This window comes from Flavobacterium sp. ABG (assembly GCF_001027725.1).
GTDB lineage: Bacteria > Bacteroidota > Bacteroidia > Flavobacteriales > Flavobacteriaceae > Flavobacterium > Flavobacterium cupriresistens.
This window is the reverse complement of sequence record NZ_LEKS01000009.1, coordinates 26,003-43,790: the sequence shown is the minus strand read 5'-3', so window position 1 is coordinate 43,790 and position 17,788 is coordinate 26,003. Positions and strand designations below refer to the sequence as shown.

The 17,788-nt window shown below is 35.4% G+C and carries 20 protein-coding genes; 6 read left to right on the top strand and 14 right to left on the bottom strand.

What is annotated here, in order from left to right; translation table 11 throughout:
- Nucleotides 1–155: 155 nt before the first annotated feature.
- From AB674_RS11345 to nadD, 3 genes are all read left to right on the top strand, one after another.
- A complete protein-coding gene (locus tag AB674_RS11345; protein WP_047776670.1) occupies nucleotides 156–1,016 on the top strand; it encodes a YicC/YloC family endoribonuclease in 861 nt (286 codons plus the stop codon).
- Nucleotides 1,017–1,113: 97 nt separating this feature from the next.
- Complete coding sequence (gene gmk, locus AB674_RS11340; RefSeq protein ID WP_047776669.1) at nucleotides 1,114–1,686, top strand: guanylate kinase; 573 nt, start codon at nucleotides 1,114–1,116, stop codon at nucleotides 1,684–1,686.
- Between the two features lie 107 nt (nucleotides 1,687–1,793).
- Nucleotides 1,794–2,375: a nicotinate (nicotinamide) nucleotide adenylyltransferase gene (nadD, locus tag AB674_RS11335; protein WP_047776667.1), complete on the top strand. Its 582-nt coding sequence runs from the start codon at nucleotides 1,794–1,796 to the stop codon at nucleotides 2,373–2,375.
- Between the two features lie 6 nt (nucleotides 2,376–2,381).
- Here the strand turns inward: nadD and AB674_RS11330 are convergent, their stop codons facing one another.
- The 11 genes from AB674_RS11330 to AB674_RS11280 all read right to left on the bottom strand — a co-directional run bounded on the left by AB674_RS11330 (nucleotide 2,382) and on the right by AB674_RS11280 (nucleotide 11,455).
- Nucleotides 2,382–2,741, bottom strand: coding sequence for a PKD domain-containing protein (locus AB674_RS11330; RefSeq protein WP_047776665.1), 360 nt, complete (start codon nucleotides 2,739–2,741; stop codon nucleotides 2,382–2,384).
- Nucleotides 2,742–2,900: 159 nt separating this feature from the next.
- On the bottom strand, nucleotides 2,901–4,367 hold the full coding sequence (locus AB674_RS11325; protein WP_047776664.1) for a nicotinate phosphoribosyltransferase: 1,467 nt from the start codon (nucleotides 4,365–4,367) through the stop codon (nucleotides 2,901–2,903).
- Between the two features lie 24 nt (nucleotides 4,368–4,391).
- A complete protein-coding gene (locus AB674_RS11320) occupies nucleotides 4,392–5,120 on the bottom strand; it encodes a metallophosphoesterase family protein (RefSeq protein ID WP_047776661.1) in 729 nt (242 codons plus the stop codon).
- Between the two features lie 3 nt (nucleotides 5,121–5,123).
- Nucleotides 5,124–5,666, bottom strand: coding sequence for an RNA 2'-phosphotransferase (locus tag AB674_RS11315; RefSeq protein ID WP_047776660.1), 543 nt, complete (start codon nucleotides 5,664–5,666; stop codon nucleotides 5,124–5,126).
- A gap of 5 nt (nucleotides 5,667–5,671) precedes the next feature.
- Nucleotides 5,672–6,307, bottom strand: coding sequence for a DUF4291 domain-containing protein (locus AB674_RS11310; RefSeq protein WP_047776658.1), 636 nt, complete (start codon nucleotides 6,305–6,307; stop codon nucleotides 5,672–5,674).
- A gap of 18 nt (nucleotides 6,308–6,325) precedes the next feature.
- Nucleotides 6,326–7,786: an O-acetyl-ADP-ribose deacetylase gene (locus tag AB674_RS11305; RefSeq protein WP_082210627.1), complete on the bottom strand. Its 1,461-nt coding sequence runs from the start codon at nucleotides 7,784–7,786 to the stop codon at nucleotides 6,326–6,328.
- Nucleotides 7,783–8,196, bottom strand: coding sequence for a hypothetical protein (locus AB674_RS11300; protein ID WP_047776656.1), 414 nt, complete (start codon nucleotides 8,194–8,196; stop codon nucleotides 7,783–7,785). Before AB674_RS11300 ends, AB674_RS11305 begins: the two co-directional genes overlap by 4 nt.
- A gap of 8 nt (nucleotides 8,197–8,204) precedes the next feature.
- Complete coding sequence (locus tag AB674_RS11295; protein WP_047776655.1) at nucleotides 8,205–8,741, bottom strand: NADAR family protein; 537 nt, start codon at nucleotides 8,739–8,741, stop codon at nucleotides 8,205–8,207.
- Nucleotides 8,738–9,571 (bottom strand): ribose-phosphate diphosphokinase, encoded by an 834-nt coding sequence (gene prs / locus AB674_RS11290; protein ID WP_047776653.1) that lies wholly within the window; start codon nucleotides 9,569–9,571, stop codon nucleotides 8,738–8,740. Before prs ends, AB674_RS11295 begins: the two co-directional genes overlap by 4 nt.
- Before the next feature lie 73 nt (nucleotides 9,572–9,644).
- Nucleotides 9,645–10,337, bottom strand: coding sequence for an NUDIX hydrolase (locus AB674_RS11285; protein ID WP_047776650.1), 693 nt, complete (start codon nucleotides 10,335–10,337; stop codon nucleotides 9,645–9,647).
- A gap of 221 nt (nucleotides 10,338–10,558) precedes the next feature.
- Nucleotides 10,559–11,455 carry a LysR family transcriptional regulator gene (locus tag AB674_RS11280; protein WP_047776648.1) on the bottom strand — a complete coding sequence of 299 codons (897 nt, stop codon included), beginning with the start codon at nucleotides 11,453–11,455 and terminating at the stop codon, nucleotides 10,559–10,561.
- An 86-nt stretch (nucleotides 11,456–11,541) separates the two neighbouring features.
- On the opposite strand from AB674_RS11280, the gene AB674_RS11275 reads away from it, so the two are divergent.
- The 3 genes from AB674_RS11275 to AB674_RS11265 all read left to right on the top strand — a co-directional run bounded on the left by AB674_RS11275 (nucleotide 11,542) and on the right by AB674_RS11265 (nucleotide 15,289).
- Nucleotides 11,542–12,312: a type 1 glutamine amidotransferase domain-containing protein gene (locus AB674_RS11275; RefSeq protein WP_082210626.1), complete on the top strand. Its 771-nt coding sequence runs from the start codon at nucleotides 11,542–11,544 to the stop codon at nucleotides 12,310–12,312.
- A 464-nt stretch (nucleotides 12,313–12,776) separates the two neighbouring features.
- The gene (locus AB674_RS11270) at nucleotides 12,777–13,934 is read left to right on the top strand and encodes an iron-containing alcohol dehydrogenase (RefSeq protein WP_047776646.1); all 1,158 of its coding nucleotides are present in this window, start codon (nucleotides 12,777–12,779) and stop codon (nucleotides 13,932–13,934) included.
- Between the two features lie 359 nt (nucleotides 13,935–14,293).
- Nucleotides 14,294–15,289 carry an NAD(P)H-dependent glycerol-3-phosphate dehydrogenase gene (locus tag AB674_RS11265; protein ID WP_047776644.1) on the top strand — a complete coding sequence of 332 codons (996 nt, stop codon included), beginning with the start codon at nucleotides 14,294–14,296 and terminating at the stop codon, nucleotides 15,287–15,289.
- A 135-nt stretch (nucleotides 15,290–15,424) separates the two neighbouring features.
- Here AB674_RS11265 and AB674_RS11260 read toward each other — a convergent pair whose 3' ends face one another.
- The 3 genes from AB674_RS11260 to AB674_RS11250 form a co-directional block, all read right to left on the bottom strand.
- Nucleotides 15,425–15,832 carry a hypothetical protein gene (locus AB674_RS11260; RefSeq protein ID WP_047776642.1) on the bottom strand — a complete coding sequence of 136 codons (408 nt, stop codon included), beginning with the start codon at nucleotides 15,830–15,832 and terminating at the stop codon, nucleotides 15,425–15,427.
- Between the two features lie 122 nt (nucleotides 15,833–15,954).
- Nucleotides 15,955–16,974, bottom strand: coding sequence for a phenylalanine--tRNA ligase subunit alpha (gene pheS / locus AB674_RS11255; protein WP_047776842.1), 1,020 nt, complete (start codon nucleotides 16,972–16,974; stop codon nucleotides 15,955–15,957).
- Between the two features lie 110 nt (nucleotides 16,975–17,084).
- The gene (locus AB674_RS11250; RefSeq protein ID WP_047776641.1) at nucleotides 17,085–17,441 is read right to left on the bottom strand and encodes a hypothetical protein; all 357 of its coding nucleotides are present in this window, start codon (nucleotides 17,439–17,441) and stop codon (nucleotides 17,085–17,087) included.
- Nucleotides 17,442–17,788: the final 347 nt, after the last annotated feature.

The window sequence follows — 17,788 nt, the reverse complement described above, 5'->3', positions numbered from 1 at the left end:
GAATTTGTGAAATTCGATCTTTTCTAACATTGAATCGTTCACATTCGTGAAATTCGTGGTAAAAAATTGTAAAATCTGTTGTAGGTAACAGATTAACGATTTGCAACTCAAGACTGCAAACTTTTAATTATCTTTGCGCCTTTACACTCAATTATATGATACAATCTATGACAGGGTTTGGCAAAGCTTCTTTGCAATTGCCTACAAAAAAAATTACCGTCGAAGTAAAATCCTTAAACAGTAAAGGTTTAGATTTAAACGTAAGAATGCCCTCGCTTTACCGCGAAATGGAGTTAGGCTTACGAACTTTTATTTCTACTAAACTTGAAAGAGGAAAAATTGATTTCGCAATTTACATCGAAAGTACTGCGGAACAAACTTCGACTAAAGTAAATGTTCCTGTTGTTAGAAACTATATCGCCCAACTACAAGAAGTTTACCCTGATGCTGATGAAACGGAATTAATGAAAATGGCTATTCGTATGCCGGACACTTTAAAAACGGAGCGTGAGGAAATTGACGAAAATGATTGGGAGCAGATTCAGGTGATCATTGAAGATGCACTTCAGAACATCTTAAATTTCAGAAGAGATGAGGGTGAATCTCTTGAAAAAGAATTCAATCTCAGAATCGGAAACATTCGTCAATACATGAATGATGCATTGGCTCTTGATCCGGAACGTGTTCAGGCCATAAAAGACCGTTTACAAACGGCTATTTCTGAATTGAAAGTAAATGTAGATGAAAACCGTTTTGAACAAGAATTAATCTATTATTTAGAGAAATTAGACATCACGGAAGAGAAAGTACGTTTGACGAATCATTTAGACTACTTTTTAGAGACGATAAAAGGCACAGAAGCCAATGGTAGAAAATTAGGCTTTATTACACAGGAAATGGGCCGTGAAATCAATACTATGGGATCTAAGTCCAATCACGCTCAAATGCAAAAACTGGTCGTGATGATGAAAGACGAACTGGAGAAGATTAAAGAACAGGTTTTGAATGTTTTGTAAAAGCCCTGTGCTTTATGCCTTAAGCTTTAAGCCATAGGCAAATAATGACATCAATAAAAAGCTTAAAGCGTACTGCCTAAAGCCTAAAGCATATATAATGAATAAAGGAAAGTTAATTGTTTTTTCGGCACCTTCAGGATCAGGAAAAACAACTATAGTTAGACATTTACTTGGGAAGGAAGATTTAAATTTAGAATTCTCCATCTCAGCAGCTTCACGCGACCCGCGTGGAGAAGAAATTAACGGAAAAGATTATTATTTTATTTCGTTAGAAGAATTCAAAAAACACATTAAAGCCGAAGATTTCCTGGAATGGGAAGAAGTATACCGTGATAATTTTTACGGTACTTTGAAATCTGAAATCGAACGTATTTGGGCTTTGGGTAAAAATGTTATTTTCGACATCGATGTTGCAGGCGGATTGCGTATCAAACATAAATTTCCGGAGCAAACACTGGCTGTTTTTGTAAAACCTCCAAGCGTTGACGAATTAAAACGCCGCTTAAAACAACGTTCTACCGAAAGCGATGACAAAATCAATATGCGAATCGCAAAAGCATCTGTAGAACTGGCCACTGCTCCACAATTTGATGTGATTATCAAAAACTATGATTTACCAGTAGCTTTAGAAGAAGCGCATCAATTGGTTAAAGATTTTGTAAACAAATAATTATTACACAAAGATTCACAAAGCAAAAAAGAGCTTCACAAAAAATTTATAAATTGCTTTGTGAATCTTTGTGAAAATTTTGCGAATCTCTGTGAAACAAACTATTTATGAAAATAGGCCTTTATTTCGGAACTTATAACCCTATTCATGTTGGTCATCTGATCATTGCCAATCACATGGCGGAGTTTGCTGATTTAGATCAGATTTGGATGGTGGTGACACCTCACAATCCGTTAAAAAAGAAATCGACATTACTGGACGATCAGCAGCGTTTAGAAATGGTTTATCTGGCTACCGAAGATTTTCCGAAAATTAAACCTTCTGATATTGAGTTTAAACTCCCTCAGCCTAGTTATACGGTTAATACCTTGGTGCATTTACATGAAAAGTATCCCAACCATGAATTTTCTTTGATTATGGGTGAGGACAACTTAAAAACACTTCATAAATGGAAAAACTATGAAGTACTACTGGCCAATTATGACATTTATGTTTATCCGCGCATATCAGCTGAAGAGGAAAATATAGAACTAAAATCACATCCGAAAATCCATATTATAGATGCGCCGATTGTGGAAATTTCGTCCACTTTTATTCGCAACAACATTAAGGAAGGCAAAAACATTCAACCGCTTTTACCTCCTAAAGTTTGGGAATATATTGATCATAATAATTTTTACAAGAAGTAATCCATATTATTCAACGATTACGTTTCTTGTAGGCGAGGAGGTACAAGTTCTCTTCCCGTCTTTGATGGTAACAGTTCCTTTTACGGCAAAAGTTCCTGCTGTACTGTAAATGTGCGAAATTGTTTTAGCGGTAACCTCCTGAAACGTTCCATCTCCAAAATCCCATTTCACATAACTAAAGGTATAAGTCCCGCTATAATCCACAGTAAAGTTAACTTTCTTTTTGTTAGTGGCGTCCTTACTGTCTGTTATATGAACAAGTATAGATTCTTCAACACAATCAATTATTTTTTCTGTATCCTTTTTACTGCAGCAAAAACCAAGAAAAACAATTGCAACTACTACGATAAGAGATTTCAATTTCATTTTTTTTTAAAGATTTTAATTACTCTTTAGTTATTTAATACCTATAGAAAATAAAATTAGAATTGCTCTTCAAGATTTTTTAAAGAAAATCATAACTGATAACGATAAAATCATATATGTAAAAAGCCCGAATGCGATTTACATTCGGGCTTCTGTGTTTTATACTGTTGTCAGCTCTTTTTTGACATTATTCCTGATTTCGGCAAGCGATTGATCTATTAACAGTTTTCCGTCTCTAAAGACTTCTTTAAGCTCTCCTTTTCGTTCTTCTTCCCAAGTAACATTATCGGTTAGCTGATACACACCGTCTACTAAATCAATTTTCATTAATCCTTTGGCCGATTTTTTGGTTCCGTCATCCGTAATTGGATCTTTGAAGATGGCTCTTCCCTCTCCGTTTACTTCTCCGTAAGTCGCCTTCATTGCAAAACCAAAAGTATCTCTTGTATTGTATTGATACGTAAAAGAACCGATTCCAAGAACAATATTGGTAGACGCAAATCCTTTTACTTTTAATCGCTCACAGATTTGAGTTGCTCTGGCTACGGTAATACTGTCTCCGTAGATTGCACCAATTTGTGGCACCAATTCTTTAAAGCCTTTATCGTTTGTACTGCCGCCGAACACCTCCCAAAGCAATTCTATAACTCCTTTCTTTTCTTGTACTGTTTTTCCATTTGGATTTCCACAGATAATATCTACCGGATCACCACTGTCTGGACGAATCACCACTTTGCCCTCTCTTGAAACTATTTCTTCTTTTAATCGAGGTAAATAATCTGTTAATACTTTCCATAAATCCCAAGTATCAGAAACGATTGAAACAATCCCTTTTGGATAAACTTCAGAAATTAGTCTTTTGAAAGTTTCATACTCCCCTTCCGTAGTCCCCATACACATTACCGAATGTTCTGTAGCCGCAACCGAACCGGCAATTAACTCCTTATCTGAATCAGCATTGTAGTACTCTTCCATAAAATCAATAGCGGGAATCGTATCAGAACCAGTAAAACTTAATAAATGTCCAGCAGAAGATGTTAAAGAAGCTTCAATTCCTCCCATTCCACGCATAGAGAAATCATGTGCCTGCCAATCTACAAATTCGGGAACTGATGAAGTTTCCTGAGCATATTTGTCTAAAACTTTTCGGTACTCTTTAGCAATTGTTGCCGAATTACATGGTAACCAAACTACAGCTGAAAGCAAGGTTTCGAAATAATTGGTCAACCAGAAAAACTCCGGAAGCGTGTTGTACATCGTGAACATTGGTACACGAATTGGCACACTTGCTCCTTCCGGCAACGCTTTAAAAACCATCGGAATGTATCCTAAATCGTGTAAATCTTCGATATGTTTGGTTCCAACTAAATTTTCGCCTAAGTAATTATTGATTCTTCTTGCATATTTTCTAACCACTTCTTCTTTGGGTTGTTTGAAAAAATGCAATTCGAAGTCCTGAATAATATATTTTTTAATGAAATATTGCAATCCGAAAAACACAACTTCTTCAATACCTTCAATTCTTGATTTTCTTGGCGTCCAGTTAGAATACACGACTGTTGTTCCATCGGGATATTGTCTTCTGTGGTCTACTTTGTAACCATCAGTTAGTAATAATGGGTTCATGGTTTATTATTTTAATTTATAACTTTAATTTCTTCCTTTTTCGTTTGGATATAAATCCTTAACAACATCACTTTGGTAAATGTTTTTTGTTTTTATTTCAATACTCGACAATTTCCCATAAAATCCAGCTCCCGTATCAATATTCCAAACGTTACAGCCTTGCATTGGAACATCAATATTATAATTTAAAGTTGGTGTATGGCCAATATAAATTTCATTAAAAAGCAATAATCTCTTTGGATAGGAAAGCGAATCTTTCTGAATACGTTTATCCATCGTTAGAGCCATTTCCCATAGCGTTCGATCCCACGAATAATTAGTGGAATAATGTTCTTTCTCTGGCCCGTGCATCGACGAGAAGCCAGCATGAATAAACAGCCTGTTTTCTTCGTCAATATAATAGTCTTTCATGTTCTTAAAAAACAATACATGATCATGTTTACGTTCTACGGTGTAATCCTCATAACTTTTTATAGTTCCTACCCCACCATGTTTAGTCCAAACCGAATCTAAATCTTCTGATTCCAGCCAACTTTCACACCAAATATCATGGTTCCCTTTCACAAAAACACAATCATATTTGCCGCTTAAGTCAATAAGAAAATCAATTACCTGAGCAGATTCACTCCATCCGTCAACATAATCACCTAAAAAAATCAAGCAATCATTTTTTGCAGGTTTTATTCTTTCAATAAGCTGAGTCAGTGCCCTTAATCCCCCGTGAATATCTCCTATTGCAAAAGTCTTTCTCATCTCTTAAAACTCAATATATCTTGCAGGAACTTCATCCGTTAACCAAACACCGTTTTCCGAAAGATAAAATTTGAATCCCTCTAATTGCATTCTTTCGGCATCTACAGTTAAAATGACTGGTTTTCCTCTTCTGCCTCCCACTTTAATTGCCGTCTCTTTGTCTTTGCTGAGATGTACGTGCTGACGACTCATTTTCTGCAAACCAGTTTCTTTAATGCTATCGATACAGGCTGCTATAGTTCCGTGAAATAAAAAGCCCTCTGGTACAACCTCATTCAAATTCAACTCAACGTTTATAGAATGTCCTTGGCTGGCTCTTATTTTTGTTTTGTCTTCATTGAAAATAAAACGTTTCTTATCATTGGTTGCTACCACAACCTGAAGCAAATCAAAATCGAGTGGCACTTTATGTTTATTAGACTGAGGAATCAATTCATCAACATTTGCCCAGCCATTTTCATCTAATTTTAAATCAATCGTTTCCGGTGAATGTCGGAGAACAAAACTCAGAAACTTGCTTGTTCCTTTTATGATTTTCTGATCCATGATTTCTATGAAATTTTCAATTTTCTGTTCAACACTTCATCAGCAAATAAAAATGGCTTTTCAAAAGGCACTACTAAGTTTTCTAACTGCCGATTCTGAACAAACTCATATTGCTCTTTTACAAATTCAGAGATGTCTTCAATCTTCAAGATATCTTCTTTAGCAAAAGACTTTATAAAATCATCTCTTAAACCAATTTGCACCGCTCTTCTCTCTAACTTTTCTCCATAAGGATTGTGATCCGGGTCCCATTGCAATCGAACTGAGGATGTTTTTACTTCAGACTTCCATTCTTCATAGCTTAATTCAAACGATGTATCGTAAGAAGAGTAAACTGCATTTTGCAAGTATTTTTGAAATGCCTCTATTTTTAGATGAATTGCCAAGACTATTTCCTGACCTTCTTTAGTTCCCCAGCCATTCCTGTACATCATCCACAGGAAATTTGGCTTGATCCATGTCATCCTTGTTAGGCTAAATTCACCGCCAAAAAACTGATTTTTCACAGCAAATTCGCCTATCTCTTTTCGATACGATTGATAAACGATTATTTCTTTATCATCGTATTGAGCCATAATGTGATGTCCTTTATCCGGCCATTCTACAATTTGCTCGTTATATTTTTTTAATTCTATTTTCATTATATACTTACACAAAACTTATTGTGCATCTTTTAATTTCACTGACAATCGCTCACACAAATCATCAATGTCTTTCTTTCTTGCCAAAACAGCTACCCACTTTCTGGGAATATTTTCAATTCCATAATAAATGCCGGCCAAACCTCCAGCTATAGCACCTGTTGTATCTGTATCTTCTCCTAAGTTTACCGCTTTCAATACCGTTTCTTCATAAGACTCTGAATTTAAAAAACACCATAAACTAGCCTGTAAACTATCTACAACATAACCCGAAGAAAGAATTCTGTTTTCAGGATATTCCGCTATATTATTATTTAAAACCTTGTCAAACAAGTCAATTTCAGAAACGTTAAATTTTTTATCCTTTAAATATGCTGCTATCGTTTTCTGCATTTCTTTATATGCATCGACTTTATTTTTTCCTTTCAGAATCTCCAAACAATAAACCACATAAATAAAACAGGCAAATACCGACCTAAAATGTGCGTGCGTAATTGACGATACTTCTTTTACTTTCTTATAAATAACGGCAATATCTTTCTCCTGTTGAAGATAAAACACTAAAGGTAAAATCCTCATCAAAGAACCATTTCCATTATCTTTTTCCTCAAAACCACCACACAATTCCGGCAAATGACCTTTTCCAATATTATGAATCGCACTTCTGGTAGCGATTCCAATATCAAATACCTTCCCATGTGGTGTCCATAATTCGGTGCTGTACCAGCTTACAAATTTTTTGGCTATATCAGACAAATCATAACCCCTGCACAAACTGTCAGCCAAACAAAAAGTCAACGAACTGTCATCACTCCAAGTTCCGATTGGTTGATAATGCGTCCCATATCCTGTCATATCCAAAACAGGGTTTTCTTTTAAATAATCTCTCGATTCAAATTCGACGGGAACACCCAAAGCATCTCCAACAGCAACACCGAATAAACCTGATTTAATCTTATTGCCATTGTCTTTTGCTATCAAATTGCGATAAAGGTTAAAGTTTTCATCATCAAAACACGCAAAAATAATTTTCTCGAAATACCCTTTCTGTTCAAATTTACAAATAGAATCGTACGCTATTTTCGCAGCTAAATCTTTTGGAAACTTATATATTCCGGTACTTATATTAGGGAAAGCAATCGTTTTGATATTCTTTTGAACAGCTAGTTTTAAAGTAGCAACATAACAACTTTGAAGCAATTCTTCTTCTTTACTCTCACCATTATTCCAAACCGGACCTACAGTATGAATGACAAATTTAGAAGGCAAATTTCCGGCAGTTGTAATAACTGCATCACCAACACTGCAACCGCCTTGCCTGTTTCTGATAGTTATACAATCGTCCAAGATTGCTTTACCCCCTTTTCTATGAATAGCTCCATCGACGCCACCACCACCAAGAAGAGATGTATTTGCAGCATTAACAATCGCGTCAACTTCTATTTCTGTTATATCTCCTTTAACGATTTCTAAAATCATTTTCTAAAACTATCTAATTTATGCTTTAATTCTACATTACTACTTATAAAAGATCGCGCTGTAAAAAAAACATTTACCAATTCTATCCCATTATAGATATTGGAATTAAACTCCATTAAATCCTCAGAAGGAACCCAAAGTTCGTTATGACTTTTATCTCCTACATTTTGAACTTCATATTTTTCTAAGAAAGCAGTCTTTACTTCAAAGGCTGTAACGATTCCGATAAAACCGGAGAACTCATCTACAGTATTCCACTCAAAGGCAATTTGTTCTGCATATTGTTGATTCGTAACGGGATAAAAAATAGGCTGCCAATCTAATCTAGGCGGAAACTCAGTATAACCGGTCTCTGCAATTAATTCCATTTCTTTCAATCCTACCGGACGATACAATCGTGTTGTTTCCATAGTCCTACTTATTTCAATTCATCTCTAACTTCCATCAAAGCAAAACCTAAAAGATTTAAACCTTTCCACTTCTCAGGATTATTAACTTCTTTATGATCTGCTGCCATTCCGATTCCCCAAATGGGATCAACGGGACTTGCTTCTACCAAAATTCTGTCTTTGGTGTTGCTTAAAAATTCTTTCAACTCTTTATTCTGACTGAACTTATAAAAATTCCCCAGTCGAACAATTTCATATCTGTTTTCTAACCAAACGGTATCCACATAATTTTTAACTTCTCTACCTAATTTCTTTGCTTCAGCCGGAGAATTAGCACGAATTATTTTTTCTAAAACGCCAGTATCATTAAACAATTCTGCTTTTTTGGCCATCATCCAGTGCTCGGCTGTTTTATACGTTATGTTATCAACTTCAAAAGAACTTAACCACCATTGACTGAAGCAGGTTTTAGAAATACTTCCGTCTTTATTCGGCTGATGTCCCCAGAAAAAGAGGTATTTATTCGCTGTTTTTTCTGTTATCAATTGATCTATAGTATATTTCATATCAATTCTTTTAAATCTACAACCTCAACTCTTTTATCCTCAAAATCTCTAAAAGAATTGGTTGTGAATATTTTTTCGAAGCAATCTAGAACTTCAAAACCTTTATTAAAAATCCCGTGGCTGACTGCTAAGTATAATTTTCCGGCGTTTTTGTTTTTTAATTCTTCGGCAAGACCAACAAATGTTCCGCCACCGTCACAAATATCATCTACAATTAAACAATCTTTTCCTTGTAAATCGTCTTCATACACTTTAAAACCAGACAATCTTCCTGTTTTCACATCACGGCTTTTGCTGCATTCTACTACCTCAACACCACCCAAAAACTCAGAAACTTTATAGATTTTCTTTAAAGCTCCTCCGTCCGGAGAAATGAGTTTTACGTCGTTACCGATACTTTTAATAACGGTTTGAATAAAGGTATGATTCGGAATCATTTCACAGTTGTTCACCAATGCCGGAGTAACTTCAGAATGCGCGTCGAACACAAAAACTTTCTCTAATTGCATTGCATTAATAATATCAGCATACACTTTTACAGACAGTGGCTCACCTTTGATCATCACTCTATCTTGTCTCGCAGCAGGAAAATACGGAATGAAGAGGTTTATGATTTTCACATCCATTCGTCTTAAAGCGTCTACGGTAAGACACAATAATCCTAAATCATTGAATGAATTTAAACGATGTGTAATGGTGATTTCTTCTTTAACATCAAAATCAGGATTAATCTTGATGTGTGGTTCTCCTCCTGAAAAGGTAAAACTTTTAAATTCTATTTCTTTTTGACCATTAAACGGTCTGAAATTTGGGTCTAGGTTAAGTATCATAATTTTTTAGTTTGCGTTAATTATACGCAAATATACATTTAATATTTTATCGAACAATTATTTTGTGTAAAAATTACGCAAACTTAATTTCAAAGTGAAACCCTTCTTTCACTAAAGCATTGTATTTATGAGTATTAAACCTAAATAATTTTGCAGGTCTTCCTGTTTTAACGGGCGAAAAATTAGCAGTTTCTTCTATAATTCCGTAGCTCAGGATTTTTTTTCTAAAATTTCTACGGTCAATTTCCTTCTCTAAAATCGTACAATACAGATTTTCGAGTTCCGAAAACAGAAACTCATTGGGTAGTAAATCAAAACCAATTGGTTCGTAGGTGAGTTTTGCTTTTACTCTTTCGATCGCTTTTTTCAGAATCAGATTGTGGTCAAAAGCCAATGTAGGAACTTCTTCTACCTTACACCATTGCACTTTTTCGGCATCAGAATCGGCTTTGATTATTAGCTTGGAAGGATCCACCAAAGCAAAATAAGCAACAGAAATCACCCGGTTTCTGGGATCCCGAAGAACGTCATCTCCAAATGTAAATAACTGCTCTAAATAATTTACAGCAACATTGGTCTCTTCTTTCAATTCTCTTTTAACCGCAGCTTGCAGAGATTCGTCATTTTGCACTAATCCTCCCGGAAAAGCCCAATACGACTCACTGGATCCAAACTTTTGCTCGATTAAAAGCACATACAATTGATTGTTTTGATAGCCAAAAACAATTGCGTCTACTGCAACCCGGATATTTTGATTTGCTGACATAATGCGTATAATTTACACAAATATAGATACAAATTATTTTAGGTAATCGACGAGAGATTAAAAAAAAGTAGTTTCTCACAAAGCCAGCCCCACACTTCCCCCTATGTCAGGCTGAGCGAAGTCGAAGCCCCTTTATAACTTAAACAGCCTTCGACTTCGCTCAGGGTGAGGCTTCGACTTCGCTCAGCCTGACAGTTGTATAAATGAGAAATTAAATATCATTATCGTAGAACTGCCTTCAATTCTGCAGAGACAATCTCAAAGAGCGAATTTAAATTATTGTTTTTAGCAGTTAACAAAAATACATCTACTTCAGGCAATCGATCGCTTTCCCACAACAACTGTAGCTTTTGGTCCTGAATAAACTGTTTGGCATTACAACTCCACGTAATAGCAACACCGGAGTTTCTCGAAAGTGTTTCCAACATTTGATATTCTGACGGAATAATATAATTGGGAACCATTGACGGCCTTTTTTTATTGAAAGCATGCAACCAGAATATTTTTATATGCGGAATCCTTGCTTCGTGACTGTACCATTTCTGTTCATTTAGCCAATGTTCAATTTCTGTAAAATTTTGAGATTGCACTTTTTGATTAAACTCCTGGATTTCTTCATTTACAGAAGTCACCATGACCAATTTTATCTGACCTACAATTTCCTGAACCGTATCAAACGTATCATAACGTTTGGTCACAATAGCAAAATCAAGCTTTTTAGCATCTACAAGAGCAAAAAGAGAATCATTATCGGCAAAAGTAAAATCAATAAAATCAAACTTAGAAATCAAAATGCTCCCTAAACTGCTGTACAAATTTTTCGAAATACCTACGGACACTAATCTTTTAGAATCCTGTGCTTTAGCTCTAAAACCGCTTTCCACATTTTCTAAACGATCGAGCGCATCAATAATTAAATTATTAAGTAACTTAGCGTATTCGGTCGGCTCTACTCCTTTTGATTTTCTGTTGAATAATTTATTACCCACATGCGCTTCCAACATTGACATCTGCTGACTTACTGCGGGCTGACTCATAAACAACTCTCTTGCCGCAACGGAAAAACTACCGTTTTTATAGACCGATTTAAAAGTTCTGTACCATTCGAGATTGACCATGATATAAATATATTTATAACAAACATAGTTTATTTTATTTTTACTGATATCACTAAAGCACTAAATTTGTTTAAAAATCAGACATTATGAAAAAAATAGTTTTACTCGCGATTATAGCAATCACGGCTGGCAGTCTTTCTGTTACAGCTCAAAAATCAAATAAAAAAGGAACAAAAAAAGTGCTGTTTGTTGTCACCAGCAATGATAAACTAGGAAACACCGGAGAAAAAACCGGATTCTGGTCAGAAGAATTTGCGGCGCCTTATTATGAATTACTGGACAAGGGTATTGAAATTACAATTGCTTCTCCTCTTGGAGGCCAACCCCCAATTGATCCGAAAAGTGCAGATCCGGCTTCGGCAACAGAAGACACCAAGAGATTTGACGCTGATAAGGTTTTACAGGAAAAATTAAAAAAGACACATAAGCTTTCCACAATAAATCAGGCAGATTACGATGCCGTATTTTATCCGGGAGGTCATGGTCCACTGTGGGATTTGGTGGAGGACAAAAGTTCTATTGCTTTAATCGAGTCTTTTTATACGCATAAAAAACCAGTCGCTTTTGTTTGTCATGCTCCGGCCGTTTTGAAAAACGTAAAAGTAAAAGGGCAATATCTGGTAAAAGATAAAAAAGTAACGGGTTTTACCAATGAAGAAGAAGCTGCAGTTGGTCTGTCGAAAGTAGTTCCTTTTCTATTGGAAGATGCTTTAACACAAAACGGAGCAAAATTTTCGAAAGCAGGAAACTGGCAACCGTATGCAGTAGAAGACGGTCTTTTGATTACAGGTCAAAATCCCGCTTCGTCTAAATTGGTAGCCGGAAAATTATTAGAACAATTAAACGTTAAGAAGTAGGAAGAGGTACTAAGGTTCTGAGTGGCTAAGATTCTAAGATTTAGCCTTTTTAAAAACTTAGACACTTAATACCAAAATAACTAAACCCTGAGAAATAAGAAAAGAGGCTAAGAGTCTGAGTGGCTAAGTTGCTGAGATTCTTATCTTAAAAAACTTAAACATTTGCTTCCTCTAAATTAATAACCCGAAATTATTAAAATTAGTAGCCGGGAAATTATTGCAACAATTAAACGTTAAGAAGTAAGGAAGAGGTACTAAGGTTCTGAGTGGCTAAGTCTCTAAGATTTAGTCTTTTTAAAAACTTAGACACTTGCCTCTCTAAATTAACGATCCGAAAATTATTAAAACAACACAATACTGAAAAGCAAAAAAACACGCTAAGAATCTGATTAGCTAAAATTTACATTAAAAAAAACTTAGCAACTCAGCAACTTAGCACCTCAGTACCTTTAAAAAAAAACACTATGTTAAACTTTGAATTATACAATCCGACGAATTTGATCTTCGGAAAAGGACAAATAGAAAAACTTTCAACCTTAGTTCCAAAAGACGCTAAAATCCTTTTGGCTTACGGAGGGGGAAGTATCTTTAAAAACGGAATTCACGAACAGGTACTCCAGAATTTAAAAGGTTTTCAAATCGTAGAATTTGGCGGAATAGAACCCAATCCACATTTTGAAACTTTAATGAAAGCGGTTGACGTTATTAAAGCGGAGAAAATAGATTTCATACTTGCTGTTGGGGGCGGTTCTGTGATTGACGGGGTAAAATTTATTTCGGCTGCAGTGAACTTCGACGGAAATCCGATTGATATTTTGCAAAAACGCCTTTTAATAAAAGAAAACGCGGTACCATTTGGAACCGTTCTAACTTTACCGGCAACGGGAAGCGAAATGAATTCAGGAGCAGTAGTAACGATTCAATCCACACAGGAGAAACTGGCTTTTGGCGGAAGTGCTTTATTCCCGAAATTTTCTATTTGTGATCCGACTGTTATTGCTTCTTTACCAAAAAGACAATTGCAAAACGGTGTGGTAGATGCTTACACTCACGTTATGGAGCAATACCTGACCTACCCACACGAAGGTTATTTGCAAGACCGAATTGCAGAGGGAATTTTGCAGACTTTAATTGAAGTTGGTCCAAAAGTGGTAGAAAATCCAACCGATTATGCTTTGGCTTCCAACTTTATGTGGAGCTGTACCATGGCTTTAAACGGCTTGATTCAAAAGGGAGTTCCTTCTGATTGGGCTACGCATATGATTGGTCACGAATTAACCGCTTTATATGGTATCGATCATGCCAGAACTTTAGCGATTATTGGTCCAAGTCTGTACCATGTAATGTTTGACACCAAAAAAGAAAAACTGGCACAATACGGAAGACGTATTTTTAACTTAAGCGGTACTGATGACGAAGTCGCTAAAGAAGCGATTAATCATACGGTAGCGTTCTTTCATACTATGGGAATGGATACCAAACTATCCCAATACACCAACGATTATGATAAAACCGCTGATTTCATTGTAAACCGTTTTAATGAAAGAGGCTGGAAAGGTTTAGGTGAAAAACAATTGATCACGCTGGAGAAGGTTAAATCTATTGTGGAGATGAGTTATTAGTTTGCGGTTTTCAGTCGCAGTAATCAGTAAAATTGAATTGCAGTTTGAGACTGAGTCTGAGAACTGACACTAAATACTACAAACAAAAAAAGGCGTTCTTAAGTAATTTAGGAACGCCTTTTCAAAATACTAAAACAAAACTAACTAACTCAATTTGTGCTAAACTCATTAAAATTCTAATTTATAAATACTTACAACGTACGGATTACAATTTTATTGTCTGACTGTTAAAATATTTTTAGAATTATTCCAAACTACCTGAAAACCATTGTGCTTACAAGCGTCACTTTAAATTTCTTAAATCAGATTTTGTATTATTACTACTTTATTAAGTACTTTTGCTTTAAATTATTAAAATAATGAGCGAAAATTTAAAGTTTGCCGTAATTGGAGGAGGAAGTTGGGCTACAGCAATTGTGAAGATGCTTTGCGTAAATCTTTCTGAAATTTCGTGGTACATGCGTAATGATGCTGCTATAGAGCACATTCAAAAATACAAACACAATCCAAATTATTTAAGTTCGGTTGAATTTGACACCCAAAAACTTAAATTAACCAATAATATAAATGAAGCGGTTGCTTATGCAGATTATATAATTTTTGCAATTCCATCTGCTTTCTTGGATGCGGAACTTAAAAATCTTACCGTTTCTCTGGCTGATAAAATCATTTTTTCTGCTATTAAAGGTATTGTTCCGGAAACCAGTTTAATTGTTGGAGAACATTTCCACATTCAATACGACATTCCTTATTACAATATCGGTGTTATTACCGGTCCTTGTCATGCTGAAGAAGTAGCATTAGAAAGACTTTCGTACTTAACTATTGCCTGTGGAGACCCGGACAAAGCTAAAAACGTGGCTACATATCTTTCCGGAAACTATATCAAAGCCAAAATCTCAGACGACATTATCGGAACGGAATATGCTGCAATGCTTAAAAACATTTACGCTATTGCTGCCGGAATAGCACACGGTCTTGGTTACGGTGATAACTTTCAATCGGTTATGATGAGTAACGGAATCCGCGAAATGAAAAAATTCATTCGAAAAGTACACAAAATGAAACGTAACATCAATGACTCTGCCTATTTAGGAGATTTATTAGTTACAGGATACTCTGTTTTCTCCAGAAACAGAATGTTCGGAAATATGATCGGAAAAGGATACACGGTAAAAAGTGCCATGATGGAAATGAGCATGGTAGCAGAAGGTTATTACGCCACCAAAAGTGCTTACAAACTAAATCAGGGTTACGGTGCTAAAACACCAATTATAGACGCTGTTTATGCCGTATTATACGAAGGAAAAGATGCTAAGTCGGTTTTTAAGAAACTAACGGAGTCTTTGGATTAAGTTTCAGTCGCAGTCGCAGTCGCAGTCGCATAAAAAAAAGAGTCAGAAATAATGCTTATTCCTGACTCTTTTTTTATATATTCTTCCCTGAAAATTGGGACTGGGACTGAAGACTGAGACCGAAGACTAAAAACCCTACTTCACCATAACCCCTTCAACAAATAAAATCGGCACTTCTTCCGTATCGTTTTCATTGATCAGATTGGATTTGAAAATGAATTTCTTATCGTATAATGTGTTTCCGATAAAGAAAGTCACCATGAATTCGTTGTTTAAAACCAAAAGGCTTTTTTCAATCATTTCGATTTTCACTACAGAAACAGCGGGAACCTCAACAAAAGCGTGGCGCAAAACTGAGGTCTTTTTCATTTCACCTTCGATAGTTCCAAATGCTTTGGAAACTACCATAACACTATCCAGATTAAAGTCACTGTCGTTTACCAAATAAGCGTACCAGACTTTTTCCATAAAATCATCGCTCCATTCCTGAACGGCAGCAAGAAATACGTTTTCTACTTCCGGGATTGTTATATCTTTTTTCATTTTTATTAAAAGCTTTAAAACCTTTGTCAAAGCGCAAAACTCTGACAAAGGTTTATTGTATTTTTAATTAAAGATTTTAGAATTACAAAAATTAAGCTGCATCTAAAACCTACAATTTTTAATTATATGTTTGATTTAAATTGCTCTAAGAAACGAACATCATTCTCATAGAACATACGGATATCACCAATTTGATACAACAACATGGCAATACGCTCTACTCCCATTCCGAATGCAAAACCGTTGTATTCATCAGGATTGATGTCACAGTTTTTAAGAACATTAGGGTCCACCATTCCACATCCTCCAATTTCCAACCAACCGGTTCCTTTGGTGATACGATAATCTGTTTCGGTTTTTAAACCCCAATAGATATCGATCTCGGCACTAGGTTCTGTAAATGGGAAGTACGACGGACGCAAACGAATTTTTGACTTTCCGAACATCTCTTTTGTGAAATACAATAAGGTTTGTTTTAGGTCCGCAAAAGAAACGTTTTTGTCAATATACAATCCTTCCACCTGGTGAAAAATACAGTGTGAACGTGATGAAATTGCTTCATTACGGAAAACACGCCCCGGAGAAATCGTACGGATTGGCGGTTTATGATTTTCCATATAACGCACCTGAACAGATGACGTATGGGTACGCAACAACACATCAGGATTAGTCTGAATGAAAAAGGTATCCTGCATATCACGTGCCGGATGGTATTCCGGCAGGTTTAAAGCCGTAAAGTTATGCCAGTCATCTTCGATTTCCGGACCTTCAGAAACGTTAAAACCTATATTCGCAAAAATATCAATAATCTGATTTTTAACAATCGAAATCGGGTGACGTGAACCAATAATCACCGGTTCTGCCGCACGCGTTAAATCACCAAAAACACCTTTAGCTTCTTCTTTGCTTTCTAATGATTCCACAATTGCTTTTACTTTATCTTCAGCAGCTGTTTTTAATCCATTAATAACTTGTCCGAATTCTTTCTTTTGGTCGTTTGGCACGTTTTTAAATTCAGCAAAAAAGTCGTTTAAAACTCCCTTTTTTCCTAAGAATTTAATACGGAATGCTTCCAGCTCTGCAGCGTTTTCTGTCGAAAAGGCTTCTGCTTCGCCGATATACTCTTTTATCTTATCTATCATTTCCATTCTATAATTGAGGGAACAAATTTAGTCATTTTAGTTGAAAGTTAACAGTAACAATCACAGTTTTAAGAATACAATTAGCGGAAAACTGTGACTGCGGCTAAAAACTATTCAATAAGTTTTCTTTCTAAAAAGTAATTTACAATCGCTTCTTTCATTAAAACCGATTGTTCGCCCGCCTTTAGTGACGGTAATTCTTCTTTCACGCGGTAATGAGGCCAGCCTTCATCATCAAAAAATTCAAATTCATAGAAACCATAAGGCTCCAATAATCTGCAAATGGCAATATGCATTAAATTTAATTTTTCATCTTTCTTGAATTCACGGTGTACTTTTCCAAGTTCCTGAACTCCGATTAGATAAATAATGGAATCTAAATCCAAATCTTCGCCTTGCGAAAATTGATTTGAAAGTATATCGACGAGCTTCTCCCAACGCTCTTTTAATTGTGTATCTCTAGACATATATATTTATGATTTTAGATCTTAAACTTCAGATTTTTGCTAAACGTAAGATTTTTAAATCTAAACTCCACCATCTGAACTCTAAAACTAGAAATGCAAAGATAGGTAGATTGTAGACTTCAGATTGTAGAATTTTGATTTTAGATTGTAGAATTTTGATTGTAGAATTTTGATTGTAGATTTTAGATTGCAGATTTTAGATTGTAGATTTTAGATTGTAGAATTTAGATTGTAGAATTTAGATTGCAGATTTTTGATTATACAAATTCTACTCTTCACCTCTAACCTTTCACTTTAAAAAAAACCTTCACAATACCTCCATTATTCTTTTATATTTGCGCCTTCAT